Source organism: Paraburkholderia solisilvae, assembly GCF_902859875.1.
GTDB classification, from domain to species: Bacteria; Pseudomonadota; Gammaproteobacteria; order Burkholderiales; family Burkholderiaceae; genus Paraburkholderia; species Paraburkholderia solisilvae.
On sequence record NZ_CADIKF010000010.1, the window covers coordinates 121,595 to 144,434 of the forward strand.

The window sequence follows — 22,840 nt, forward strand, 5'->3', positions numbered from 1 at the left end:
CAGCATTCGCGCATGCTGACAGCCGATATCGGCCGCCGCTGGCACGCAGCGTCGTTCCGCCTGCTTTCGGTGTATGGCCTGATTTTCGCGGTATCGGTGATGCTGCTGCTCGGCTTCATGAGCTGGGTCGTGACGGGTGAAATGGAGCGGCAGAACGATCTCGTGATGGACTGGCAGCTCACCTACTTCGGTGCGGTCCCGCGCGCGGCGCTCGCGCAAACGATCGGGGAGCGGCTCGAGCACGAGCGGATCCACGCCGCGTACTACGGCCTGTTTCGCGCCGACGGCACCCATCTGGCCGGCGACGTGATGCATCTGCCGCCCGGCATGCGGACCGATCACAAGGGCGTCACGCTGAGTCATACGCTGTCGTTGAGCGGTCCGGGCGAGGCGCCGGTCGTGCGTGCGATGGCGGATCGCCGCCACGACGGCGACGTGCTGCTGGTCGCGCGCGACCTGACCCATATCATCCGCATCCGCAACACGATTCTCAATGCGCTGCTGGTGAGCAGCCTGTTCTGTCTGGTGGCCGGTGTGGCCGGCGGTCTCGCGCTCGGCATGCGGCAGATGCGGCGCGTGCGCGAGATCCGGCGCGTCACGCAGCTGATTGCGCAGGGCGACCTGAACCAGCGTTTGCCGATCGGCGGCCGCGACGAACTCGACATGCTGTCGCATCTCGTCAATCACATGCTCGACGAGGTCGAGCGTCTGATGACGGAAGTGAAGGGCGCGTGCGACGGCATTGCGCACGATTTGCGCACGCCGCTCGCGCACGTGAGGACGCTGCTCGCGCATATCGACGAGAGCGCGCGCAGCGACACGACGCTCGGGTGGTTGCCGATGCTCACGCGCGCACGCGAAGAGACCGACCAGTTGCTCGATCGCTTTCGCGCCATGCTGCGCATTTCGGAGATCGGCACGCTCAAACGGCGCGGCGGCTTTGCGCAAATCGGGCTCGAAGCGCTGGTGCGCGACATCTGCGAACTCTACGAGCCGCTCGCCGAAAGCCGGTCGATCACACTCACCGTCGACGTGCATGCCGTGCATGCGGTACATGGCGATCGCGCACTGCTGTTCGAGGCGCTGAGCAATCTGCTCGATAACGCGCTCAAATTCACGCCGGCCGGCGGCGCGGTGCGCGTGACGCTCGCGCAGACGCGCGACGGCCCGCTGATCGATGTCATCGATAACGGACCCGGCATACCGGTCGACGAACGCCACGCCGTGATGCAGCGCTTCTATCGCGGCGAACAGGTGCGGCATATCGCGGGCTCGGGCCTTGGCCTTGGCATCGTGTCGGCCGTGCTCCGGGTCCATGATTTCTCCGCCCGCATCGGCAGCGCCGAGCCGGGCACGCGCGTGACGGTCGAATGCTGGCCGCACACGCTGGCCTGAACGAAGGCTGCGATGCGGATCCGTTCAGATAGCACTTCATCACTGTTCGCATGCGCATTCTGCTCATTTCCACCTCTCATCCGGAAGCCGCATGGCTTTACAAGGCCTTTCGCGAAAGCGCGCACAGCGTGCAGCGCGTCGACGACAGCCGCGACGGCGCATTTGTCGCGGCGCATGATCCGTTCGATGCGGTCGTCGCACTCGCGATGGAGCCCGCTTCGCAAGCTGACCTGCTGAGCGCGCTGCCTGCGTTATCGCGCGTCGAACACACACCGGTCATCGTCGCGCTGGTGCGCGGACTCGGCGCCGCGGAACGGGTGCAGCTACTGCGCGCGGGCGCCGATGCGTGCCTGAGCCCGCCCTACTCGTTCGTCGAGATTCACGAACGGATCGCGGCCTTGCAGCGCACGGCCACCGTGCCGGCGACGCTGCAAGCAGCGAGCGCGTCGCAGATTACCGTGCACCTCGATGCGACGACACGTGAACTGGTGGCGGGCGTTGGACGCGTCGGGCTGACCCGGCGCGAATACCAGTTGCTCGAATGCCTGTTGCGCTGCGTCGATGCGCCGGTGCCGCGCGACCAGCTGATCCGTTATGCGTGGTCGGAGAAGGAAGAGGTCGATCCCGCATGCGTGAACCTCGTGGTGTCGCGCCTGCGCCGCAAGCTGGCCGGACGCTGTCCGCAAGTGCGGATCGAGACGGTCAGCCGCTACGGTTATCAGTTGTCCACTGAAGCGTGAGCGCAGCGCGCATTCGATCGCACGTTCGCGTCCGGATGCAGCGCGCCGCTGTGCTCGTCGCTGTGCGTGTCTGTCGTCAGCCATGCGAGTACAGCGTGGAATTCAGATATTGCAGCTGCCCGTCCTTCTCGGCCTGAATCAGCTCCTGATAGACCTCGGCCCGCGTCTTGCCTGCGACCGGCTGGCCGTACGGGGGCGTCCACTGGCCGGCTTGCGAGACCGCCGAGGACGGATCGGCGGGTGCGGATGGCGCGGCGGCGGGATTCGTGTCGGCAGGTGCCGTGCTTTGGGCGAAAGCCGGGGCGCAGAGTGTGGCGCCGGCGGCGAGTGCAAAGGTGAGCAGGGCAAGTTTCATGATGGCGTTCCTCGCAGTCGAAATCTGAAGATGGAGACCGTCATCCGGTTGCGCGAACGCATCGGTAACGGTCAGGATTCAGTGTAAGGAGGAGCCCTTAGCGGTTCGGCCGTTCGATGATGAAAACTCGTTCATCCTGCGGCGCTTGTCGTGGCGCTTGTCGTGGCGCTCGGCGTCGCGGGCGCATCGTGGGCGACGTGTGCGTCGTGCGGGTCGCTGCCCGCGTCCTGCCAGCCGCCGCCGAGCGCCTGGATCAGACCCACCGACGCGGTCAGCCTGCGCGCGTCCAGCTCGGCCGACGCGATCTGCGCGTCGAGCGCGGCTGTCTGTGCGGTCACCACATCGAGATAGCTGACCACGCCGTCCTTGTAGCGCGAGGTCGCGAGCGTCAGCGTGCGCTGTGCGGCATCGAGTGCGGCGTCGTTATGCACCGATTCGTCGCCCAGGTGGTGCAGCAACGCGAGATTGTCTTCGACCTGCTGGAACGCGAGCAGCACCGTCGCCTTGTATTGCGCGCCGTTCTGCGCGAGTTGCGCGCGCGCCTCGCGCGTAATCGCGCGGCGCCGTCCTGCATCGAAGAGCGTGAGTGCGAGGTTGGGACCGATCGACCAGATTTCGTCCGGCGCGATAAACCAGGGCGATAGCACGCTGGTCTGATAGCCGGCCTGCGCATCAAGCGAGATGTCGGGGTAGTACGCCGCCTTTGCTACGCCGATTTGCGCGTTAGCGGCCGCCACGCGGCGTTCCGCAGCCGCGATGTCGGGACGGCGCTGCAGCAGCGCGGCCGGCACGCCGGTAGGAATCGACGGCAGCCGCGTGCGCGAGGTATCGGCTGCGAGTGTGAAGCTGGAGGCCGGCGTGCCGGTCAACGTAGCAATAGCGTGCTCGAGCAGCGCGCGGCGCGCACGTGTGTCGTCGGCTGCGGCCAGCGCGTTCTGCAGTTGCGTGCGGGCGCGCGAAACGTCGAGCCCCGATGCAATGCCGCCGTGATGCCGGCTGGTCGTCAATGTGAGCGCGCGCTGGTAAGTCGCGACGGCATCCGCCAGCAGTTGCTGCTGTTCGTCGAAGCCGCGCAGCGTGAAATAGTCGTCGGCGAGGTTCGCCTGCAGGTCGAGTTGCAACGATGCGAGATCGTCGGCGCTTGCCTGCGCGTTGGCGACACCCGCGCTCACTTCGTTGCGCACCTTGCCCCACAGGTCCAGGTCGAAGTCGGCGCTGACGGCAAATGTGTTCGAGTAGAAGTCGTCCGGTTCGTTCGCGCCGCGCAGCGGCCGGCGGTCCGACTGGCGCGCGCGTGCCGCGTCAAGGTCGGCACCGATGCTCGGATAGAGGCCCGCGCGGGTCTGGTCCACGAGCGCTTGCGCCTTGTCATGGCGCGCGACGGCCGCCGCGACGTCCGGGTTCGCGGCGTCGACCTTTGCCTCGAGTGCATCGAGTTGCGCATCGTCGAAGATTTTCCACCAGCCGTTGCGCGGAATGCGATCCGCGGGACTGGCCGGCTGCCATGGGCCGCTTTCCTTGAACGACGTGGGTATCGCGGTCGGCGGAACCTGATACGGCGGCGCCAGTGAACATGCGTTCAATGCGATGGCGGCGAGCAGTGCGGCGGCCGTTCGCGCGGGGGCGGCGTGCCGGATTCGCCTACCCATGCGCGTGCTCCGCGTCGGTTTGCGCGTCTGCGGTGTGTGCCGCGGCGGCCGGCGAGGGTGTCGCGGGCGACGCGGGGGCGACGCGCACGAGGTCGCCTGCCGCGAGTGAATCCGGCGGATTGTCGATTACCCGGTCGCCGGCCGTCAGGCCCGAATCGATCACCACATGCGAGCCGAGATCGGTCGCGATGGTCACCGGTTTCATGACGGCACGGCCTTGCGGACCGAGCGTGGCGACCTGCAAGCCGTTGTGCCGGAAAATCAGCGCGCTGGCGGGAATCTGCAGCGCATGCGCATCGGTCGGCAGCGCGAAGCGCACGTCCGTATACTCGCCGGGAAACAGCAGCCCGGCATGATTGTCGACGGATAGTTGCACGAGCAACGTGCCCGACGACGGCGTGATCGCATGGTCGGTATCGACCAGCGTCGCATCGAACGTCATGCCGGGCCGCTCCGGCACGCGCAGCGTGGCGTGCATGCCCGGCCGCACGGTCGCCGCTTCGCTTTGCGGCACGCTCACGTAGACGCGCAATCGTTGCGCATCCGACACCGTGAAGAGCTGTGGCTTGTTGCCGCCGCCCGCATTGATCAGCGCGCCGACGTCGGTATCGCGCGCGGTCACGACGCCGTCGAACGGCGCGACGATCCGCTTGAACGATTCGAGCGCCTCGAGCCGGTTCACGTTGGCTTGCTCAGCCGCGACCGTCGCCTGTTGCGCGGCGAGGTCGCTGGTTTTTTCATCGGTTTCCTGCTGCGATACCGAATCCTGCTTGAGCATCTGCGTCCAGCGTTGCGCGGTGACGACCGCGAGTTTTTCGGTCGCGACGGACTTTTGCAGATCGGCACGCGCCTGGTCGAGTTGCTGATCGAGATCGGGCGTATCGATCACGCCAAGCAGCTGACCGGCCTTCACGGGCGTGCCGATATCCGCGTACCACGCATGCAGATAGCCGGACACGCGTGCATAGATCGGCGCGTTGATCCATGCGGCCAGATGCCCCGGCAAAACCAGCTGCTGCGTCGCGGCGAGCGGTTGCGGCTGGATGGTCGACACGGTCGGAAGAGCCTGTTGCATCGTCCACGATGCAACTTCGTGCCGCGTATGCAGGCGGCTCGCAATGCCGTCGGCGAGGACGGCGGCCGCTGCCAGCACGATCAGGATGCCGGCGAGTTTCAGATGGGCAGGGCGCTTCGGCGCACTGACATCGACTTCAGTGGACATGAGCGTTTCCTTCGGCAAGACCGTTTGAATCGGAGTTGGGACCGGGGTGCGATGCAGCATCGGGGCCGGGCGTGTCACGGCGGTGCACGATGCTGAACAGCACCGGCACCACCAGCAGCGTCGCGCAGGTTGCGCATAGCAGCCCGCCGATCACCGCACGGCCGAGCGGCGCGTTCTGCTCGCCGCCGTCGCCGAGACCGAGCGCCATCGGCGCCATGCCGATGATCATCGCGAGCGCGGTCATCAGCACCGGGCGAAAGCGCGCAAAGCCGGCTTCGAGCGCGGCAATGCGCGCGTCGCCGGTCGCGTGCAGCCGTTCGCGTGCGAAGCTCACCACCAGAATGCTATTGGCGGTCGCGACGCCCATGCAGAGAATCGCGCCGGTCAGCGCCGGCACCGACAGCGGCGTATGCGTCGCGAACAGCATCCATACAATGCCCGCGAGCGCAGCCGGCAGGCCGCCGACGATCACCGCCGCATCGCTCCACGAATGAAAGTTGACGACGATCAGCAGAAAGATCAGCACGATCGCGCCGACGAGACCCAGCAGCAGGCCGGTGAACGCGCTGTTCATCGTTTGCACCTGGCCGCGCAGCGTGACGCGCGCGCCTTTGGGCACGTCGTGCGCGGTCGCGTGCAGGATGCGCTGAATGCCCGATGCGACCGAACCGAGGTCCGCGCGTTGCGTGGTGGCGAATACGTCGTAGAGCGGCTCGATGTTGTAGTGCGATACGACGAGGTCGCCGACGCCGCGCTTCACGCTCGCAATCGCGCCGAGCAGTTGCGAGCGGCCGTCCGCGCCGTTCACGGTGAGGTTTTCGAGGCTCGACAGCGAGGTCAAACGATATTGCGGTGTCTCCGCAACGATCGGATAGGTCACGCCGTTGCGCGGATTCAGCCAGAACGCCGGTGCGACCTGACCGGTGCCGGTCAGGCTGGCGACCAGCGAATCGGTGACGTTGTCCTCGGTGATGCCGAGCTGGTCGGCGCGCGAGCGGTCCACCGCGACGCTGAACTGCGGGTAGGTCGACGCCTGCTGGATGCGCGAGTCCGCGATGCCGGGCACGTCGCGCATCCGGCGCAGCAGCTCGACCGCGTAGCGGCGGTTCGCCGCGTCGTCGGGCCCCGACACCTGCACGTCGATCGGCGCGGGCGCGCCGAAGTTCAGAATCTGGCTGACGATATCGGCGGGCAGAAAGGCGAATGTCGTGCCGGGAAACGTATGCGGCAGCGTCGCGCGCAGCGTGCGCACGTAGCCGGCGGTCGGCGCGTGGTCGGCCGGGAGCGTCACGTAGATATCGCCGTCCTGTGAACCCGTCGTGCCGCTGTTGTTGTACGCGAGATCGATGCCGCTGTTCGGCAAGCCGAGATTGTCGACCACGTTCGCCAGCTCGTCCGGTGGAATGGTTCGGCGCACCGCGGCCTCGATGCGATCGGCGAGCGCGGCCGTGTCTTCGATGCGCGTGCCGATCGGCGCGCGGAAATGAATTTCGATCTCGCCCGAATCGATATTCGGAAAGAAATTACGGCCAAGCCAAGGCACGAGCAGCAGCGCCGATGCGGCCGCCAGCGCGAAGCCGATCAGAAAACGCCTGCGGTTCGACAGCGCGGCGCCCAGCAGCACGCGATACGTGCCGCGCACCGCATTGAACCGGTGTTCGAAGCCACGCTGGAAACGCACTAACGGATTGCGCGACGGTGCGTGGTGTTCGTGCCCGCCATGCGAGGCCATCACTTCGGCGAGCTCGCCGGATGCATGACCGCCCGATGCATGCGGGCGCAACAGGTATCGCGCCATCATCGGCACGAACGTGCGCGACAGAATAAATGACGCGACCATCGCGTAGATCACCGCCTCGGCCATCGGCACGAACAGATAGCGCGCAATGCCGCTGAGCAGCAGCATCGGCACGAACACGATGCAGATGCACAGCAGCGACACGAAGGCCGGCATCACGATCTGCGATGCGCCTTCGAGAATCGCGCTCTGCACGTCCTTGCCCTGTTCGAGATGCCAGTTGACGTTCTCGATCGTCACGGTCGCGTCGTCGACGAGAATGCCGACTGCGAGCGCGAGCCCGCCGAGCGTCATCACGTTGAGCGTTTCGCCGGCGGCCGCGAGCGCCGCCAGCGCGGCGAGCACCGCCAGCGGAATCGACGCCGCGATGATCAGCGTCGAGCGCCAGCTGCCGAGGAATAGCAGGATCATCAGCGACGTCAGCGCGGCCGCGATGATCCCTTCGCGCGCGACGCCGCTTACCGCGCCTTTTACGAAGGTCGACTGGTCGCCCATCGTCACGAGCTTCAGCGATGGCGGCAGCGTCTCCTCGATACGCGGCAGCTTGTTCTTCACCCCGGCGATGATGTCGAGCGTCGACGCATTGCCGTTCTTCAGGATGCTCATCAGCACGGCGCGGTGGCCGTCTACCCGAACGATGTTGGTCTGCGGCGGATAGCCGTCGCGCACGTGTGCGACATCGCGAATGTAGATCGTCGTGCTGCCGATCGTCTTGATCGGCAGCGCGTTGAGCGCGTCGATCCGGTGCGGGCTGTTGTTGAGCTGGATGTTGTATTCGAAGCGGCCAATCTTCTCAGTGCCGGCTGGAATGATCTGGTTCTGCTGCGCGAGCGCATTCGCGACGTCCTGTGCGGACAGATGCTTCTGCTGCAGCGCGAGCGGATCGAGATCGATCTGCACGTCGCGAATCTTGCCGCCGTAAGGCGTCGGAATCGCGACGCCCGGCACGCTCAGCAGTTGCGGCCGGATAAAATTGGTCGCGTAGTCGGCGAGTTGTTGCTCGTTGAGCGTATCGCTCGTCAGCGCGATTTGCAGCACCGGCACCGTCGACGCGTTGTAGTTCAGAATTTGCGGCGGCGTCGTGCCGGGCGGCATCTGCTTCAGCACCGTCTGCGAGACCGAGGTCACCTGTGCGGTTGCGGTGCGGATATCGACAGTCGGCTGAAAGAAGATCTTGACGATGCCGAAGCCGCGGAACGACTGCGATTCGATATGCTGGATATCGTTGACAGTCGTGCCAAGCGTGCGTTCGTAATACGTGACGATGCGGCCCGACATGTCGTCCGGCTGCAAGCCCTGGTAGTTCCATACCACCGCGATCACCGGGATGCGGATGTCCGGAAAGATATCGGTCGGCGTGCGCAGCGCCGCAAGCGGACCCGCGATCAGGATCAGCAGCGCGAGCACGATAAAGGTGTAAGGCCGGGTCAACGCCAGGCGGACGATTTTCAACATCGGGCGACCCGCCTAGCCGAGTAGATAGCCGGAACCGCGAACCGTGCGGATCATCGGCGCTTCGCCGCCTGCTTCGAGCTTTCTGCGCAGGCGGCCGATATGCACGTCGATCAGGTTCGTGCCCGGATCGAAACGGCCGCCCCATACGCCTTCGAAAATCATCGTGCGCGTCATCACCTGGCCCGCGTGACGCATCATGAATTCGAGCAGACGGAATTCGGTCGGCTGCAGGCTCACATTGCGTTCGCGTGCGGTGACGCGTCTGCGCATGCGGTCGAGTTCGAGCGGGCCGACGCGCAGCACGGCGGGTTCGGGCGCGTTGCGCGGACGCCTGCGCAGCAGCACTTCGACGCGCGCGGACATTTCATCTGCGGAAAATGGCTTGATCAGATAGTCGTCGCTGCCTGCGCGCAAGCCTTCGATGCGCTGCTCGACGCCGTCGAGCGCACTCATCACGAGCACCGGTGTTTCGATGCCGGCGCCGCGCATCGTCGAGACGATTTTCAGCCCGTCGAGATCCGGCAGCACACGATCGACGGTAATCACGTCGTAGGTGTCCGACATCGCCTTGACGAGACCTTCGCGGCCGGTGCGCGCGACGTCGACCGCAAGTCCGCTCGCACTCAACGCACGCACGATGTCGCTCGCAACCCATTCGTCGTCTTCGATAGTGAGAATTCTGGCCATACCGTCGATTTGACTGTCGAGTTCATAGGGCGTTACGCGACCGCACGCAACGATGTTTTACGCCCGTCGGCGCGGAACCGCGCGACGGTGAAGTCGACGAACGTGCGCACCTTGGCGGTCAGATGATTACGGCCGGAATAGACAATTGAAAACTGCCGTGCGCCGTCGTTCAGCGGAAACCGTTCGAGCACCGGCATGAGTGCGCCGCTCGCGAGTTCGCGCGCAACCGCGGGCGCCGGCAACAGCGCAATGCCCATATGATTGAGCGCGGCGGCGCAAAGCATCGACGCGTTGGTCGCACGCAGGCCGTAGCGCACCGGCACGCGATACGCACCGTGCGAATCGGTGAATTCCCACGCGCGCGACGCGCTGCCGGCCGGGCCGAGCAGCACGTGACTGTCGAGCATCGACGGATTGAGCGGCGTGCCGCGCTGCGCGAGGTAGGGCGCGGACGCGACGAGGATGCTGCGATACTGCATCAGCGTGCGGCCCACCATCGACGCGCCGACGAGCCGGGTGTCGTCGGTGAAGCCGACGTCGAAGCCGCCTTCGATCCAGTCGATCTGCGCTTCGCAGGTGGTGACGTCGAAGTCGACGCCCGGTTCGGCGACGCGATAGTCGGCGAGCAGCGTCATCAGTTCGGTGCTCGCGAATGTGGTCGATGCGGCGATGCGGACGGTACCGTGCGGCGAATGCGCGGTGCGGGTCAGGTTCGCATCCACTTCATCGACGTTCGCGACGATCGACCGGCAACTGTCGAGATAGCGTGCGCCCGCTTCAGTCAGCGACAGACTGCGTGTGGAGCGGTTGATCAGGCGCGTGTTCAGATGGGCTTCGAGCGCAGTGACGCTGCGCGTGACGGCCGCGGCCGACATGCCGAGCTGGCGCGCGGCTACGGCGAAGCTGTTCAGTTCGACGACGCGCATGAAAACGCGCATGGACTGGAGTTGGTTCATATTGGCAAGCCGTGAACGTTGGACGTTGCGAATGATCGGCCAGTCGAACTAACAGCGGATCGCCTTCAATGTGAACGATTCTTTATGTTTCGCATTGCTGCGCGTTTGTAAACTGCGACGCGTGCGAACGTACGTACGAAGACATGCGTCGCATCGAATCGAAGAACGATTGCGCTTAAAAACGGAAACGTTGCGTACGCAACCATGACGCCGCGCGCCAGCGTTGCTTGCGCGCCGCTCGCGACAGGAGAAGAGACGTTGCCGCGATACGGCAGCGCCGGTATGCCGGCTACGGCATCGAGCCGTGCCGACGTGCGGCGTGCGTGCTGTGGGTGCCCCTCGCGCATACGCAACCGGGGCGTACGCGCGAAGATAGCGCGTGATGAGGCCGGTCAGTTCGGCACGCTATACATTTCTTGTGAGGCCTCGGCGTGCTGCGACAGCGCGTCAATCAGTTTCACCAGGCTTTCCTGGGGCACGGCGAAGCCGGCCCAGTTGAAGCCCGTGTGCCGGAAGAACACGACTGCGCCATCGTATAGCGGATGCTTCTCCGTATACCAGCACGGATCGATTTCGATCGCGTATTGATGCTGCCGGGAAATGTGCGGCGAGATCGCGGGGTGCATCTTCGCGCGCAACACCGCGAGGTGTTGGATCAACGCATCGAGGTCGGCGACGTCGAGTATCGCGGCACTCTGGTCGATCTTGACGCGCAGCGCCTCGCCGTCGCGATGGTTGACGAGTTCCACTAGCATGGGATGATGCTGCATATCGGCTCCTGCCGGCTGCTAAACGACAGAAGTATGCCCGCGAGCGACGCGCGGCAAATGGAAGAGACATGGTGAAAAGATGAAACTTCGTTCATCAACGCCGCTTGTCTCAAGCTAACAGAACGTTCATCCGTTTTATTGCGCTTCGATACACCGTCACGCCCATCCTTGCATCGTCACACCACTGCGCAAGGAGCGTACGACATGAAACCCTTCTGGATCAAAACCGCGGCGACACTGTGCGTGCTGCTGGCAAGCGGCGCGGCGTCGGCAAGCAGCAAGCTGACGCCGGCCGAATGCAATGACTATCCTTTCAAGCCGCTGAGCGGCCCCGTCACCCATGCGCAACTGATGCAGGAGCTGCGCGAACTCGAATCGGTCGGTTACGATCCGTCAGCGAGCGGCGGCGACTACTATCCGTCGGATATCCAGGCGGCGCAAGCGCGGCTTTCGTTGAAATACCGCGCCGACTGTCTCGGAGAAAACGTGAAGGTGCCGCGGACCACCAGCGTGTGGCCCACCGGCCCAAGTGGTTTCTAGCAGAACAAAGCCCGAACCTTTACGGTAAAGGTTCGGGCTTTGCGATTGAAGGTATCGAATGGTGTGCGGTCGGCCGGACCGCGGCTCAGCACAATTCGGATACCTGCCGATGCTTGCTCAGCATACCTGCGACCGTCGCGCGTCCTTGCGCGACGATCTCGGCGACCTCGTTGTTCGACATCGACAGCACGTCGCCCGCTTCCGCATAGCTCAGGCCCTCGACCAGCACCAGCAGCATCGGCACGCGTTGCGCGTCGGGAAGCGAACTGACCGCATGGCGCAGCAGGCAATGCACGCAGTCGGTCGCACGGCAATCGCTCGAGACCGCGGGGTCGCACGTGCATTCGCCTTCCAGCGGTTGCAGGCGCGCATGGCGCTGCGCGTAGCCCTCTTCGAGCCAGACCGTCGCCATGATCGAAAAAAGCCGGTGCAGCGGACGCAGGCAGCGCGATGCGCCGCGGCTCCAGTCGCCCGCCGAAAACCGGCGGCACGCCTGTGCGACAAGCCGTTCGGCGTCCCGTTCCTGTTCGGTCAGACGCAGCGCGAAGGCCCAGATGCGCGGCAGCGACTCGATGCCGGCTAAGCAATCCTGGTTGGTCATACGTCAGTGCCCCCTGAAATGCGCCGAATCTGCGCCAATGTCTCGAGCTTGTCGCAGCCTCGCGGCTGCATGCCGGATCCGGTCCACGACGAGCCGTCCGGACCGCGCGAAGCGACGGGTGTGAGTAAGGAGTTTGTATGAGGTGAGCCGGACGGCTCACCGCGACCTGTGACCGATGTTAAAGACTGCGAAAGCAGTTCAACACCATGATGAGCGAAAGGCAACGTTGCATGTCACGTAACGAACAATCCGAATAATGCCGGCCGCCCGCGCGGAGCCTGAAATCTAATCGGAGCGACGCGGCGATGGCCGATTGCAATTCAGGTATTCCGCAGCCGCCGACGTTCGATCAGACTTCTGTCGAGGTCGCGACGAATCGCATGATCGCCAGTTCATCCCGCCCGAGCGCGACCGGCAATTTTTCCGCGATCAGATCGATCCATGCGCGCGTTTGTGCCGGCAGGTAGCGCCGCGACGAAATCAGCGAATAGACGCCGATTTCCGGCGTGCGCCACTGCGGCAGCACCGGCACGAGCTGACCGCTCTTCAGGCTGTCGATAATCGCCCACGGCGGCAGCAGCGCGATGCCCAGTCCGCTCATTACCGCACTGAGCACCGCATCGGTCGAATCTCCCTTGAACGGACCGGATACCGGCAACGTGATCGTCGAATCGCCGTCGGTCAGTTGCCAGTCGCGCGTAATGTTCACGAGTTTCAGGCAACTGTAGGTCATTAAATCTTCGGGGTGCGACGGAGTGCCGTGCCGCGCAAGGTAATCGGGCCGCGCGCAAAGCAGGCTGCGCACGCCGCCGACCTTGCGGCCGACCAGCGTCGAATGCGGCAGCTCCTGCGCAAAATAGACGCTCGAATCGATGCCTTCAGCCAGCACATCCGGCGCGTTCTGCCGCGTCGAGTATTCGACTTTCACGTCCGGGTACCGCTGCAGATACTCCATCAGCAGCGGCAGCAGGTGATACCGGCCGAAGCCCGACATGCACGATACTTTCAGCGTGCCGGCGGGGCGGATCGCGGCGTCGCGCGCTTCGTTTTCCGCTTCGTCGACGAGGTCGAGAATCGAGCGGCACTTGAGCAGATAGCGCTCGCCCGGGCTGGTCAGCGAGACGTGCCGGGAATTGCGGTGCAGCAGTTTGGTGCCCAGACGCTGCTCGAGCTCGCCGATCATCCTCGATACCTGCGCGGGGGTCAGATCGGACTGCAAAGCGGCGGCGGTGAAGCCGCGCGCGTCGACGACCCGCACGAACAGGCGTATCGCGTGCAGGAGGCCGGAATTCAAACGGGGTGAACTAGTGGACATGGTGCCGGCTGAATGGATGCCAAGGATCGTCCGGTCAACGCGGTTCCCCGGGTTTTTTTGTGTTTTCGCTCGACTGCACGAGGCGGTCTATTGAACGGAGAACAGTCTGAGGTGCGTTTTATTCCGCGATTGGCTGTCGATTTTCAATTAGCTTGATGGCGATCGTGTGAAAGCTTTTGGTAATGTTTGCGGGCGCGGCGGCCGGGCTCAAAAAACAACCCCGCGTCGCCGCGGGGTTGTTGCCACGCCTGACGATGCCGATATCGACCATCGGCATCGTGCCGTCGGTCGGTCAGTTGCCGCCGCCGCCTTGCACGCCGAGCGTCACCCGGTTCGCCACCGATTTCACACCGGCGACGCCCTTCGCAATTTCGCCGGCCTGCGCGATCTGGTCGCCTTCGGGCACGGTGCCGGTCAGCGTCACCACCCCGCTGCGCGCACGCACGAACACGTTGGATACATCGAAGCCTTGTGCTTTCGCCATGGCCCGGCGCACGTCGTGGGCGAGCTTGCGGTCCGCCTTTTTCATCGCCTTCGCGTCGGTCGTCGTCGTAGCCGAATCGGTCGTGCCCATCGAGTCGCTCGACTGCGACCAGGCGCTCGAGGTCAGCGCCACACATCCTGCAACCACCATCACCTTCAACAGATCGATCGCATTCATGACAGCTCCTTTTGTTTCCGTTATTGGGGGGCACGCGTGACGAATCGTCAAAACTGCAAAAAGCAAAAGTAAAAATAGCCAATCGCCGCACTAATGCAAGATCAATTTTGGCGTGCATCCGCCGCGGCAAATGCAGTATGCGCGCGTCTTTGCCAGCACGCATCGTGTCTCTTTCCCGATTCCTCAGGCGACACACGGTCCGGGAAAGCGAAGCGGTCGGTGCGTATTTCGTCAATGCGATTCAACTTGTCAGTACAACGCTTAAGCGTACGGAATAAAGCAAATCCGGCGGTTGTTTTTGCGGAGGGCGATGACATTGCGCCCCTGACGCGATGGAGATTCGGGCATGCGTGGAGGTCTCGTGTCTTCCGATCGCGGCTGCCTCGGGCATTCGTCCGCGGCGGCTAAAGAACCCATCACACATCCCACCGGAGTCTCGATAGATGACGAATCACCATTCGAAGCGCGCTTTGCCGCGCGGGCGCGCCGCACGCGCTCCGCGCACGGCAACTCTCGTTCAGCGCGCCTTCAACGGCCTTTGCGTGCTGGCGCTGCTGTCGCCAGTGGTTGCTTTCGCGAAGGCGCCTGTCGACAAGCAAAGCGCATTGATCGCCCAGGGCAACTACATCGTCCATCGGGTCGGCATGTGCGTCGATTGCCATACGCGGAAAGACGCGCACGGCATGCCGATCGCAAGCGAGGACCTGCAGGGCGCCGACCTCCCGTTTACGCCGGATCATCCGGTTCCGGGCTGGGTCGGCCGCTCGGTCAAGATCGCGGGTCTGCCGGCCGGCTACACGGAGGCGCAACTCGTGACGTTCCTTGAAACGGGCCGCACCGCATCCGGCGGGACCGCGCATCCGCCGATGCCCGACTACCGCCTGGATGAACACGACGCGCGCGCGGTGGCGGCCTATCTCCATTCGCTTGATTGAGCCGCGCGTCGCGGCGCATCGGCGGCTGACCGTCGAAGCGCCGCGAACTTCGCTGTGCGTCCCGCTGTACGCCTGGCTGCGCCGCCGTTGCGCGCGCAACGCTCTGCCGGTGCGCTCGCGCGTTGCGCTTTGAGCGCTGGCCTGCGAACTCCGCCTGGCGGCGGAGTTCGCTCGTGCCCGCCGCACCTCGGCGATGCGACGCCCGCCGAAATTGGCACAACCGGCGGCACAACGGCACAACCGCACGCGCGACTTACGCAGCGCCGCCGTTCGCGCGCAGCACCTGCCCATTCACCCAGCCGCCGTCCGGCCCGGCGAGGAACGACACCACCGCCGCGATTTCATCCGCCCGGCCGAGGCGCTGCAGCGGCGGGATGTTGGCGAAAGCCTGAATCTGTTCTTCGGTCTTGCCTTTGTAAAACAGATCCGTGCCGACCGGACCCGGCGCGACCGCGTTCACCGTGACATTGCGGCCGCGCAGTTCCTGCGCGAACACACGCGACATCGCCTCCACTGCGCCCTTCGACGCGTTATAGAGCGCATAACCCGGTTTGTTCAAACCAAGCGACGTGCTCGAGAAGTTGATGATGCGGCCGCCTTCAGCGATTCGCGACCAGGCTTCGCGCATCGTGTTGAATGTGCCGCGCACATTGGTGTTCATGGTTTGCTCGAACGATTCGTCGGTTGTGTCGTGCAGCGGCACAACCTTCATCACGCCCGCATTGTTGACGAGCACGTCGACCTTGCCCAGTTCGTTTTCGACCGTGTCGAACATGTGGCGCACATCGACCGGATTCGCGACGTCGGCCTTCACGGCGATCGCCGTCGCGCCGTCCTGGCGCAGTTCGGCAACCAGTGCCTCCGCCTCAGTCGCGCTCGATGCATAGTTGACTGCGATGGCGAAGCCGTCGGCCGCGAGCCGCGATGCGACGACCGCGCCGATGCCGCGTGCCGCGCCCGTGATGAGCGCGACTTTTTCGTTTTTGATTGCGTTCATGATTCGTTTCCTCAAGAAGTGATGAGCCGGTGAGACGAATAGTGAACGATCTATCCGGATTGATAATCACCGCATATTCGACTATATAATTCCATTTACTTTAATAAAGCAAAGCCGGACGGAGCGGTATATGGATCGGTTTCAGGAAATGCAGGTGTTTGTGCGGATCGCCGAGCGGCAAAGCTTTACGCGCGCGTCAGACGATCTGCAAATTCCTCGGGCGACGGTGACCAATCTGATGAAGCGGATGGAAGAGCGGCTCGGCGCGCGGCTGCTCGAGCGCACGACCCGTTCGGTGCGCCTGACGCACGACGGCGAAGCGTATTACGCGCGGTGCCTGCGGCTGCTCACCGACCTCGAAGAGGCGGAAGGGTCATTTCGCAATGTCGCGCCGAAAGGGTTGTTGCGCGCGAACCTGCAAGGCACGCTCGCGCGTTGCTTCGTGATGCCGGTGCTGCCGCAGTTTCTTGCCCGCTACCCGGGCGTCGAACTGCATCTCGCGGAGGACGACCGTTTCGTCGATCTGGTGCGCGAAGGCGTCGATTGCGTACTGCGCGCGGGCACGCTGCAAGATTCGTCGATGGTCGGGCGGCGCCTCGCGCGGCTCGAACAGGTGACCGTCGCGAGTCCCGCGTATCTGGACGCGCACGGCGAACCGCTCAATCTCGACGAATTGCGCGCGCACCGTGCGGTGAACTTCGTGTCGAGCGCGACCGGCAGCCCGATGCCACTCGAATTCACCGTCGATGGAAGGGCGACCGAAGTCCATCTCGGCGGGATCGTTGCCGTCACCTCGGCAGATCTTTACACGGGCGCGGCGCTCGCGGGCCTCGGCCTCATCCAGGTGCCGCGCTACCGGATCGCCGATGAACTGGCGCGCGGCGCATTGAAACGCGTGCTCGCGCAGTACGCGCCGCCGCCGATGCCGGTGACGGTGCTCTATCCGCAGAACCGCCAGTTGTCGTTGCGGGTGCGCGCGTTCGCAGACTGGCTGCGGGAAGTCTTCGAAACGGCGGCGGCCGGTCAATGAAGCGGCCGCCACGGTTGTTCGTGCGCGGCGTGCGCGCAGAGCGACGCTAGCGGCCCAGATGCGCGAGCGCATCGCGCATCGGTTCGCTCGACACGATCAGCGAACCGGACAGCGGCGTATCGAGGTCGACGATCACGTACATTGCCGAGGCGATCGATACCGCGCCGAGTGTGATCATCACGAGCGCGAGCGCATTGCGCGGCGCGATCAGTCCGAAGCTCAGAAAGATCACGAACAGCCAGAATGCGAGCATCATCAGGAACGGCCGCGAGATCGAACTGTGCGCTTCTTCGATCAGCTTCCAGCGTGCGGCGATCAGCACGTCGAACTGAGTGAGTATCCGGACGAGTGCCCGCTGCTGCGCGGGGGTGTGCGTATCGAGATTGCGCGCCGCGATGGTCGCGGCATTGAGCATTTCGCCGAGCTCGATGCTTTCCAGATGGTTGTAGATGGTCGACGGAAACGCGCGCTTCGGATAGTAATTCCCGGGCGGCGCCGGCTCGGCGGGCCATGTCGACGTAATGGCCTCGGCCGTATAGACACGCAGCAGCGCGCGCACCGCCTGCGCCTCGTTGCCGTACTCGCGCAGGGTCTGGTCGAGCTGGATCATGTCCGATGCATAGGCGCGTACGTCGTTGCCGACCGTGTCGAAGCTGTTCTTGGCGGACGCGGTCAAGAGCCCCAGCACGAGGGCCGCGAACGTGACGAGCATGCCGATCACGAGCTGGATCAGCTGCACGGTTTCGTGCGCCTTGTGTTCCTCGGGCAGCAGCGGTTTGACGAACCAGCCGATCGCGGTACCGATGATCAGCACGACGAACACGGTCAGCGCCGATGTGATTTCCTGCATCAGAGGGGCTCCGTGGCACTGCAGCACACACATGCTGCGCCATCGTTCCGGGTCCCGGCAGGTCGGTGCGGGCGCAATCAATCCGGCAATGTGCCCCGATCGCGCGTGAAGCGCAATGCGTGTCTTCCTGAGCCGCGCTTCTCTATCCGCTTCTCTACCCGCTTTTTGCCCCGCTTCTCGAGCCGCTTCTTGCGCCGCTTCTTGCGCCGCTTCTCGAGCCGTCTCCTCAATCTTTTTTCTGCGCCGATTTCCGGGCCGTCAAGCGGCCCGCCTGTTTACGGCCGTGCAGCGTAGTACTTCGCGACGCCTTCTATTTCTTCAGGCGTCATGTTGCGTGCGACGTTGCGCATCTGTTCATTGACGTCGTTGCGGCGCTGGCCGTTCGCGAAGAGCTTCAATTGCGCGGCGAGATACACCGACGACTGGCCGCCGAGCCATGGCGCCGAGCCTTTGCGGTCGCGTTCGCCATGGCAGGCCGCGCACGGTGCGATATTGCGCATCGGGTCGCCGTCGTTGACGAGCTTGCGGATCGCGCGGTCTTCCGTGCCGCCTGATTCCACCGGAATCGGGCGCGGCAGCGACGCGTAGTACGCGGCGAGGTCGTGCAGATCGCGATCGGTCAGGTGGCGGATGATCGGCGGCATGATCGCGTTCGGCCGCGCGCCGCTCTGATAGTCGCGCAGTTCCTTGTAGATCACATCCGCATACTGGCCGGCGAGCACCGGCGCGGTCACCATCACGACGCTTTGCACGCCGTGGCACATCGAGCAGTTCTGCGCGAGCGTGGCGCCGCGGCCGATCGATACCGCGTCGGCACGCGCGCTGCGCAGCGGCGGCAGCACGATCACGTTGCTCGGCGGCGTGCCCTCGATGTCGGGCGCGCCGCTGTACCACGACTGAGGCGCGCCGGCCGCGCGGCAGATCGTGGCCCACAGGCCGTCGCGCGTGAAGTCCGCGTGTTGCGACGGCAGCCAGATAAAGCCGATCAGTATGCCGACGATCGCGATCGCGACGGTAGAGCCGACGCTCGCGGTGAACCAGCGATTGCGGAAGCTGAAGACGCGCTCGTCACTCATCGCGATGCTCCTACCGCCACGGCGGGCACGGAAGTCTGCGGCAGCGCGAGCAGCTGCGCGATCGGCACGCTGTAGTTGACGACGGTGAGGCCGATCATCAGCGCGACCCACAGGCCGAAGCCGTTCAGCGCGGCCGGCACCCGGTCGACCGGCTGCGCGGGCACGCTGAAGCCGCCGAACGGCTGCGCCGCCTCGCTCCCGGGCTGAGTCGAACCGAACTGCCCTTTCACCAGGATATAGATGAACATCACACCGGAGATGACCAGCACGAGTCCGCCGAAGGCGGAGATCGCGACCCACACCGCCTGCGCGTCGATACCGGGCACGCTGTAGTCGTAGTACGCCATGCGGCGCGGCGCGCCGAGCAAGCCGACGTAGTGCCAGGGAATCGTCACCACCATCATGCCGATGAACCACAGCCACAACTGCGTGCGGATCAGCCCGTCATGGCCGAGCATGCGGCCGGTCAGCTGCGGCCAGAGCTCGTAGGCGATCGCGAAGTACATGATCACGATCGCGCCGCCGAAGATCAGATGGAAGTGGCCGGTGACCCACTGCGTGTTGTGCACCGATTCGTTCAACTGATAGCTCATGTTGATGAGCCCGCCGGCCCCGCCGAAGCCGAGCATGATGAACGAGAAGGCGATCACGAGCATCATCGGGTTGCGCCACGGCAGCGCGGCAAGCCAGCCGAACGCGCCCTTGCCGCCGCGCAGGCGGCCCGCGATTTCAACCGACGCGCAGATCGTAAACACGGTGAGCAGCGTCGGCACCGACACCATGCCGGTGAACACCGCATGCAGGAACTTGAAGCCCGAGCCGACCTGCGGATCGGCGAACAGATGGTGAATGCCGATCGGCATCGCGAACACGAGGAACAGGATGAACGACACGCGCGCCATCGAATCGCTGTACAGACGCCCGCCGATCGCGCGCGGCACGATCGTGTAGTACGCGATATACGCGGGGATCAGCCAGAAGTAGACGATGGCGTGCAGCGTCCATGAGAACAGCACGCGCGCGAGGCCCGCGTCGATCGTCGATTTCAGTCCGAGCGCGACCGGCAGGATCTGGAACAGGATCTCGACGGCGGCGCCGACGGCCGTCCATGCCCACAGATACGCGCCGGCCACATTCGCGAACATCGCGAGCGGCACGGGCCGGCCGGGATTCGCGCGTTTCCATGCGCGCAGGTTCACGTGCATCAGCGCGACCCAGATCCACGAACCGACCACCACCAGCACGACGCCGATATAGTAGAACGCGTTGCCGACCATCGGCGGATAGAACGTGTACAGCACCGAGGCGCGGCCCATCGCCACCGGAACGGAGGCCACCACGGCGCCGATCGCGAGCAGGATGAAACCGGCCCAGCCCCACTTCAGGCCGATCAGCGCCTGCTTCAGCGCGAGTTCGACGATCGCGTAGCCGAAGCCCATCGCGACCAGGGTGGGCAGCACGTACGCCATCACCGTGCCGTGCTCGGTCACCGAGCGGTAGTAGAGCTCGGGGTTGCCGAGCCATGGATGCAGCGGGCTGCGCACGAGCATCTGCCACGCGCCGAGAAAGAGCGCGATGATAAACGCGATAAACGCGAGCCAGAAATGCGCAAGAACGAGTCGCCTAGCGTGCAACACAGCTGAGCCTCCGGTTTTGTCGTGCCTGCTCGAAGAAGGCTGCCTTGTCGATCACTTTGACATGCGCCCACATCGTCTGATGGCCGAAGCCGCAGAACTCGTGACACGGCATCAGGTGTTCGCCGGGTTGGTCAAAGCGGGTGGTGAGTGTCGCCACGTAGCCGGGCACGACCATCGTGTTGACGTTCGTGCCGGCGATCAGCAGGCCGTGCACCACGTCCGCGCTCGTGGTGCGCAGGGTGACCGGCGTGTCGGCCGGCACCAGCAGACATTGCGGCGTGAACGAGTATTGCTGCGCGATAAAGCGCACGATTACCGAGCCGTCCGGCTCGACCGCACTGCCCAGATTGCTCTCGACAAATTCGCCGGACATCTGCAGCCGCGACGGGTCGATCGTCTCGACGCGTGACGGCGGCATCATCGCCCAGTGAAGGCCCGTGAACACCACGACCGCGAGCATCACGAGGATGATCGCGCCGGCGAACCAGGCCCAGCGCCGCTCGGCGCGTTCGGCGACCGCGTGGCCGCTTTGCTGATGATCGGAAGGTTGGCTCGACATGATGACCGGTTACTGGATGACGCCGCGCGGCAGGAATACGAGGAAGTAGAAGCCGATCCAGATCGCCAGCACGACGAGCGAGGCGACGCCGGCGAGCGCGATCGCGCCGTGCGGTCCCGCGGCGACGATGCGCTCGACCTCTTCGTCGGATGCGCCGGCGCTGGAGGGTTCGTTGACGTCCATCTGCATGTTCTCCCGATGCAAGGGTTCAGCGTGGTGGCGCGGCTTGTACGGTGGCCGTCGTATTCGTGCAAGTCAGCGCGAGTGGCGCCGGCGCAAGACGTTCGATACCGATGTCGCCGGACCCAAACGGCGTCCGACGCAATGGGCGCCTGATGCAAACGACGCCCGACGCATCCGCTCAAGCAGGCGAAACGCGTGCGTCGCGCGTGCCGCCGTGCCCGCGCGCTATCAGCGCAGCGGCGCGTTACGCAAGTCGTTGACTTCTTTCGGAGTCACCGGCAGCCCGTGATTGCCCCACGCGGTGCGGATATACGTGACCACCGCGGCCGCATCCGCATCGTTCAGTTCCTGTGCGAACGGTGGCATGCCGTACGGTTCGGGGTTGCGCTGCGTGCCGGGCGGAAAGCCGCCGTTCAGCACGATGCGAATCGGGTTGACCGCCGAGTCCATTTCGATCGACTGGTTGCCGGCGAGCGGCGGGTAATGTTGCAGCTTGCCTTCGCCGTTCGCCCCGTGGCACATCGCGCATTTGTCCGCGTAGATCTGTTTGCCCTTCGCGGCGACTTTCCGGTCGACCTGGGCGGGCGGCCCGCTCTTGCGGCCGGGATCGTTGTCCGGCAGCGATTTCAGATAGACGGCCATCGCCTTCACGTCGTCGTCGTTCAGGTATTGCAGGCTGTGGTACGTGACTTCGGCCATCGGTCCATAGACGGCGCCGCGATCCGAGATGCCTGCCTGCAGCAGATCGACGATGTCCTTGATGCTCCAGTCGCCGAGGCCGCCGTCCTTGTCCGACGTGAGCGACGGCGCGTACCAGTTCTGCACCGGGATCAGGCCGCCGGCGAACTGCTTGTCGCGCGACGAGCCGCCGAGCAGGTTGATCTTCGTGTGGCACATCGTGCAGTGGCCGAGCCCTTCGACCAGATAAGCGCCACGGTTCCATTCGACCGAACGCGTCGGGTCCGGCTTGAACTCGCCCTCGCGGAAATACAGCGAGCGCCAGCCGATCAGCAGGTTGCGATGGTTGAACGGAAAGCGCAGTTCGTTCGGCCGGTTCTGCTGACGCACCGGCGGCACCGACATCAGATACGCGAAGATCGCATCGGAATCCTCACGTGTGACCTTCGTGTATTGCGCGATCGGCATCACCGGATAGATCAGCTTGCCGTCGGGCGCTTTGCCGGTGCGCAGCATGCTGAAGAACGCGTCGGCGCTCCATGTGCCGATTCCATACTGCGCGTCCGGCGAGATATTCGGCGAGTACAGCGTGCCGAACGGCGTTTCCATCGCGAGGCCGCCGCCGAACATCTTGCCGCGCGGCGCGGTGTGGCACGCGATGCAGTCGCCCGCGCGCGCGAGGTATTCGCCGCGGATCACGTTCGCCGGGCGCGTGTCGGGCGTGCCGGTGGCGTGGGCGGCCGGGCTCGCC

23 protein-coding genes are annotated in these 22,840 nt (G+C 64.7%); 5 read left to right on the forward strand and 18 right to left on the reverse strand.

Annotated elements, in window-relative coordinates:
- Window positions 1-12: 12 nt before the first annotated feature.
- Together HV675_RS08850 and HV675_RS08855 are read left to right on the forward strand one after the other, a co-directional pair.
- The gene (locus HV675_RS08850) at window positions 13-1,395 is read left to right on the forward strand and encodes a sensor histidine kinase (protein WP_246270157.1); all 1,383 of its coding nucleotides are present in this window, start codon (window positions 13-15) and stop codon (window positions 1,393-1,395) included.
- Between the two features lie 50 nt (window positions 1,396-1,445).
- A complete protein-coding gene (locus HV675_RS08855; RefSeq protein ID WP_175110511.1) occupies window positions 1,446-2,135 on the forward strand; it encodes a response regulator transcription factor in 690 nt (229 codons plus the stop codon).
- Between the two features lie 76 nt (window positions 2,136-2,211).
- Here HV675_RS08855 and HV675_RS08860 read toward each other — a convergent pair whose 3' ends face one another.
- From HV675_RS08860 to HV675_RS08890, 7 genes are all read right to left on the reverse strand, one after another.
- Window positions 2,212-2,490 carry a DUF4148 domain-containing protein gene (locus tag HV675_RS08860; protein WP_175110512.1) on the reverse strand — a complete coding sequence of 93 codons (279 nt, stop codon included), beginning with the start codon at window positions 2,488-2,490 and terminating at the stop codon, window positions 2,212-2,214.
- 131 nt (window positions 2,491-2,621) lie between these two features.
- The gene (locus HV675_RS08865) at window positions 2,622-4,139 is read right to left on the reverse strand and encodes an efflux transporter outer membrane subunit (RefSeq protein ID WP_175110513.1); all 1,518 of its coding nucleotides are present in this window, start codon (window positions 4,137-4,139) and stop codon (window positions 2,622-2,624) included.
- On the reverse strand, window positions 4,132-5,361 hold the full coding sequence (locus tag HV675_RS08870; RefSeq protein WP_175110514.1) for an efflux RND transporter periplasmic adaptor subunit: 1,230 nt from the start codon (window positions 5,359-5,361) through the stop codon (window positions 4,132-4,134). Before HV675_RS08870 ends, HV675_RS08865 begins: the two co-directional genes overlap by 8 nt.
- On the reverse strand, window positions 5,351-8,614 hold the full coding sequence (locus tag HV675_RS08875) for an efflux RND transporter permease subunit (RefSeq protein ID WP_175110515.1): 3,264 nt from the start codon (window positions 8,612-8,614) through the stop codon (window positions 5,351-5,353). Before HV675_RS08875 ends, HV675_RS08870 begins: the two co-directional genes overlap by 11 nt.
- Before the next feature lie 12 nt (window positions 8,615-8,626).
- On the reverse strand, window positions 8,627-9,301 hold the full coding sequence (locus tag HV675_RS08880; protein WP_175110516.1) for a response regulator transcription factor: 675 nt from the start codon (window positions 9,299-9,301) through the stop codon (window positions 8,627-8,629).
- Window positions 9,302-9,333: 32 nt separating this feature from the next.
- Window positions 9,334-10,257, reverse strand: a complete 924-nt coding sequence (locus tag HV675_RS08885; protein WP_175110517.1) for a LysR family transcriptional regulator — start codon at window positions 10,255-10,257, stop codon at window positions 9,334-9,336.
- A 392-nt stretch (window positions 10,258-10,649) separates the two neighbouring features.
- The gene (locus HV675_RS08890) at window positions 10,650-11,027 is read right to left on the reverse strand and encodes a hypothetical protein (protein ID WP_246270154.1); all 378 of its coding nucleotides are present in this window, start codon (window positions 11,025-11,027) and stop codon (window positions 10,650-10,652) included.
- A gap of 204 nt (window positions 11,028-11,231) precedes the next feature.
- On the opposite strand from HV675_RS08890, the gene HV675_RS08895 reads away from it, so the two are divergent.
- Window positions 11,232-11,567, forward strand: coding sequence for a DUF4148 domain-containing protein (locus HV675_RS08895; protein ID WP_175110518.1), 336 nt, complete (start codon window positions 11,232-11,234; stop codon window positions 11,565-11,567).
- Between the two features lie 85 nt (window positions 11,568-11,652).
- On the opposite strand, the gene HV675_RS08900 is transcribed toward HV675_RS08895, so the two are convergent.
- From HV675_RS08900 to HV675_RS08915, 4 genes are all read right to left on the reverse strand, one after another.
- Entirely contained in the window at window positions 11,653-12,168 is a 516-nt protein-coding gene (locus HV675_RS08900) for an RNA polymerase sigma factor (RefSeq protein ID WP_175110519.1), read from the reverse strand.
- 349 nt (window positions 12,169-12,517) lie between these two features.
- The gene (locus HV675_RS08905) at window positions 12,518-13,483 is read right to left on the reverse strand and encodes a LysR family transcriptional regulator (protein ID WP_175110520.1); all 966 of its coding nucleotides are present in this window, start codon (window positions 13,481-13,483) and stop codon (window positions 12,518-12,520) included.
- Window positions 13,484-13,601: 118 nt separating this feature from the next.
- The gene (locus HV675_RS08910; RefSeq protein ID WP_175110521.1) at window positions 13,602-13,760 is read right to left on the reverse strand and encodes a hypothetical protein; all 159 of its coding nucleotides are present in this window, start codon (window positions 13,758-13,760) and stop codon (window positions 13,602-13,604) included.
- Between the two features lie 15 nt (window positions 13,761-13,775).
- A complete protein-coding gene (locus HV675_RS08915) occupies window positions 13,776-14,144 on the reverse strand; it encodes a BON domain-containing protein (RefSeq protein ID WP_175110522.1) in 369 nt (122 codons plus the stop codon).
- 443 nt (window positions 14,145-14,587) lie between these two features.
- Here HV675_RS08915 and HV675_RS08920 point away from each other — a divergent pair, with 443 nt between their 5' ends.
- The gene (locus tag HV675_RS08920; RefSeq protein WP_175110523.1) at window positions 14,588-15,079 is read left to right on the forward strand and encodes a c-type cytochrome; all 492 of its coding nucleotides are present in this window, start codon (window positions 14,588-14,590) and stop codon (window positions 15,077-15,079) included.
- Window positions 15,080-15,332: 253 nt separating this feature from the next.
- Here HV675_RS08920 and HV675_RS08925 read toward each other — a convergent pair whose 3' ends face one another.
- On the reverse strand, window positions 15,333-16,076 hold the full coding sequence (locus HV675_RS08925) for an SDR family oxidoreductase (protein ID WP_175110524.1): 744 nt from the start codon (window positions 16,074-16,076) through the stop codon (window positions 15,333-15,335).
- Window positions 16,077-16,206: 130 nt separating this feature from the next.
- On the opposite strand from HV675_RS08925, the gene HV675_RS08930 reads away from it, so the two are divergent.
- Entirely contained in the window at window positions 16,207-17,106 is a 900-nt protein-coding gene (locus tag HV675_RS08930) for a LysR family transcriptional regulator (protein WP_175110525.1), read from the forward strand.
- A gap of 46 nt (window positions 17,107-17,152) precedes the next feature.
- Here the strand turns inward: HV675_RS08930 and HV675_RS08935 are convergent, their stop codons facing one another.
- The 6 genes from HV675_RS08935 to HV675_RS08960 form a co-directional block, all read right to left on the reverse strand.
- Window positions 17,153-17,956, reverse strand: coding sequence for a bestrophin-like domain (locus HV675_RS08935; RefSeq protein ID WP_175110526.1), 804 nt, complete (start codon window positions 17,954-17,956; stop codon window positions 17,153-17,155).
- Between the two features lie 275 nt (window positions 17,957-18,231).
- On the reverse strand, window positions 18,232-19,032 hold the full coding sequence (locus tag HV675_RS08940; RefSeq protein WP_175110527.1) for a c-type cytochrome: 801 nt from the start codon (window positions 19,030-19,032) through the stop codon (window positions 18,232-18,234).
- The gene (locus HV675_RS08945; protein ID WP_175110528.1) at window positions 19,029-20,669 is read right to left on the reverse strand and encodes a b(o/a)3-type cytochrome-c oxidase subunit 1; all 1,641 of its coding nucleotides are present in this window, start codon (window positions 20,667-20,669) and stop codon (window positions 19,029-19,031) included. Before HV675_RS08945 ends, HV675_RS08940 begins: the two co-directional genes overlap by 4 nt.
- On the reverse strand, window positions 20,656-21,228 hold the full coding sequence (locus tag HV675_RS08950) for a cupredoxin domain-containing protein (protein WP_175110529.1): 573 nt from the start codon (window positions 21,226-21,228) through the stop codon (window positions 20,656-20,658). The genes HV675_RS08945 and HV675_RS08950 overlap by 14 nt, the downstream gene beginning before the upstream one ends.
- 9 nt (window positions 21,229-21,237) lie before the next feature.
- The gene (locus tag HV675_RS08955; protein ID WP_175110530.1) at window positions 21,238-21,411 is read right to left on the reverse strand and encodes a hypothetical protein; all 174 of its coding nucleotides are present in this window, start codon (window positions 21,409-21,411) and stop codon (window positions 21,238-21,240) included.
- A 228-nt stretch (window positions 21,412-21,639) separates the two neighbouring features.
- On the reverse strand, window positions 21,640-22,840 hold a 1,201-nt coding region (locus tag HV675_RS08960), incomplete at its 5' end, for a c-type cytochrome (protein WP_175110531.1).

Excerpts from the sequence above, each read along its gene's own strand:
- HV675_RS08850 (WP_246270157.1), top strand. The coding sequence starts at position 13 with ATGCTGACAGCCGATATCGGCCGCCGCTGGCACGCAGCGTCGTTCCGC.
- HV675_RS08855 (WP_175110511.1), top strand. The coding sequence starts at position 1,446 with ATGCGCATTCTGCTCATTTCCACCTCTCATCCGGAAGCCGCATGGCTT.
- HV675_RS08860 (WP_175110512.1), bottom strand. The coding sequence starts at position 2,490 with ATGAAACTTGCCCTGCTCACCTTTGCACTCGCCGCCGGCGCCACACTC.
- HV675_RS08865 (WP_175110513.1), bottom strand. The coding sequence starts at position 4,139 with ATGGGTAGGCGAATCCGGCACGCCGCCCCCGCGCGAACGGCCGCCGCA.
- HV675_RS08870 (WP_175110514.1), bottom strand. The coding sequence starts at position 5,361 with ATGTCCACTGAAGTCGATGTCAGTGCGCCGAAGCGCCCTGCCCATCTG.
- HV675_RS08875 (WP_175110515.1), bottom strand. The coding sequence starts at position 8,614 with ATGTTGAAAATCGTCCGCCTGGCGTTGACCCGGCCTTACACCTTTATC.
- HV675_RS08880 (WP_175110516.1), bottom strand. The coding sequence starts at position 9,301 with ATGGCCAGAATTCTCACTATCGAAGACGACGAATGGGTTGCGAGCGAC.
- HV675_RS08885 (WP_175110517.1), bottom strand. The coding sequence starts at position 10,257 with ATGAACCAACTCCAGTCCATGCGCGTTTTCATGCGCGTCGTCGAACTG.
- HV675_RS08890 (WP_246270154.1), bottom strand. The coding sequence starts at position 11,027 with ATGCAGCATCATCCCATGCTAGTGGAACTCGTCAACCATCGCGACGGC.
- HV675_RS08895 (WP_175110518.1), top strand. The coding sequence starts at position 11,232 with ATGAAACCCTTCTGGATCAAAACCGCGGCGACACTGTGCGTGCTGCTG.
- HV675_RS08900 (WP_175110519.1), bottom strand. The coding sequence starts at position 12,168 with ATGACCAACCAGGATTGCTTAGCCGGCATCGAGTCGCTGCCGCGCATC.
- HV675_RS08905 (WP_175110520.1), bottom strand. The coding sequence starts at position 13,483 with ATGTCCACTAGTTCACCCCGTTTGAATTCCGGCCTCCTGCACGCGATA.
- HV675_RS08910 (WP_175110521.1), bottom strand. The coding sequence starts at position 13,760 with ATGCCGATGGTCGATATCGGCATCGTCAGGCGTGGCAACAACCCCGCG.
- HV675_RS08915 (WP_175110522.1), bottom strand. The coding sequence starts at position 14,144 with ATGAATGCGATCGATCTGTTGAAGGTGATGGTGGTTGCAGGATGTGTG.
- HV675_RS08920 (WP_175110523.1), top strand. The coding sequence starts at position 14,588 with ATGACGAATCACCATTCGAAGCGCGCTTTGCCGCGCGGGCGCGCCGCA.
- HV675_RS08925 (WP_175110524.1), bottom strand. The coding sequence starts at position 16,076 with ATGAACGCAATCAAAAACGAAAAAGTCGCGCTCATCACGGGCGCGGCA.
- HV675_RS08930 (WP_175110525.1), top strand. The coding sequence starts at position 16,207 with ATGGATCGGTTTCAGGAAATGCAGGTGTTTGTGCGGATCGCCGAGCGG.
- HV675_RS08935 (WP_175110526.1), bottom strand. The coding sequence starts at position 17,956 with ATGCAGGAAATCACATCGGCGCTGACCGTGTTCGTCGTGCTGATCATC.
- HV675_RS08940 (WP_175110527.1), bottom strand. The coding sequence starts at position 19,032 with ATGAGTGACGAGCGCGTCTTCAGCTTCCGCAATCGCTGGTTCACCGCG.
- HV675_RS08950 (WP_175110529.1), bottom strand. The coding sequence starts at position 21,228 with ATGTCGAGCCAACCTTCCGATCATCAGCAAAGCGGCCACGCGGTCGCC.
- HV675_RS08955 (WP_175110530.1), bottom strand. The coding sequence starts at position 21,411 with ATGGACGTCAACGAACCCTCCAGCGCCGGCGCATCCGACGAAGAGGTC.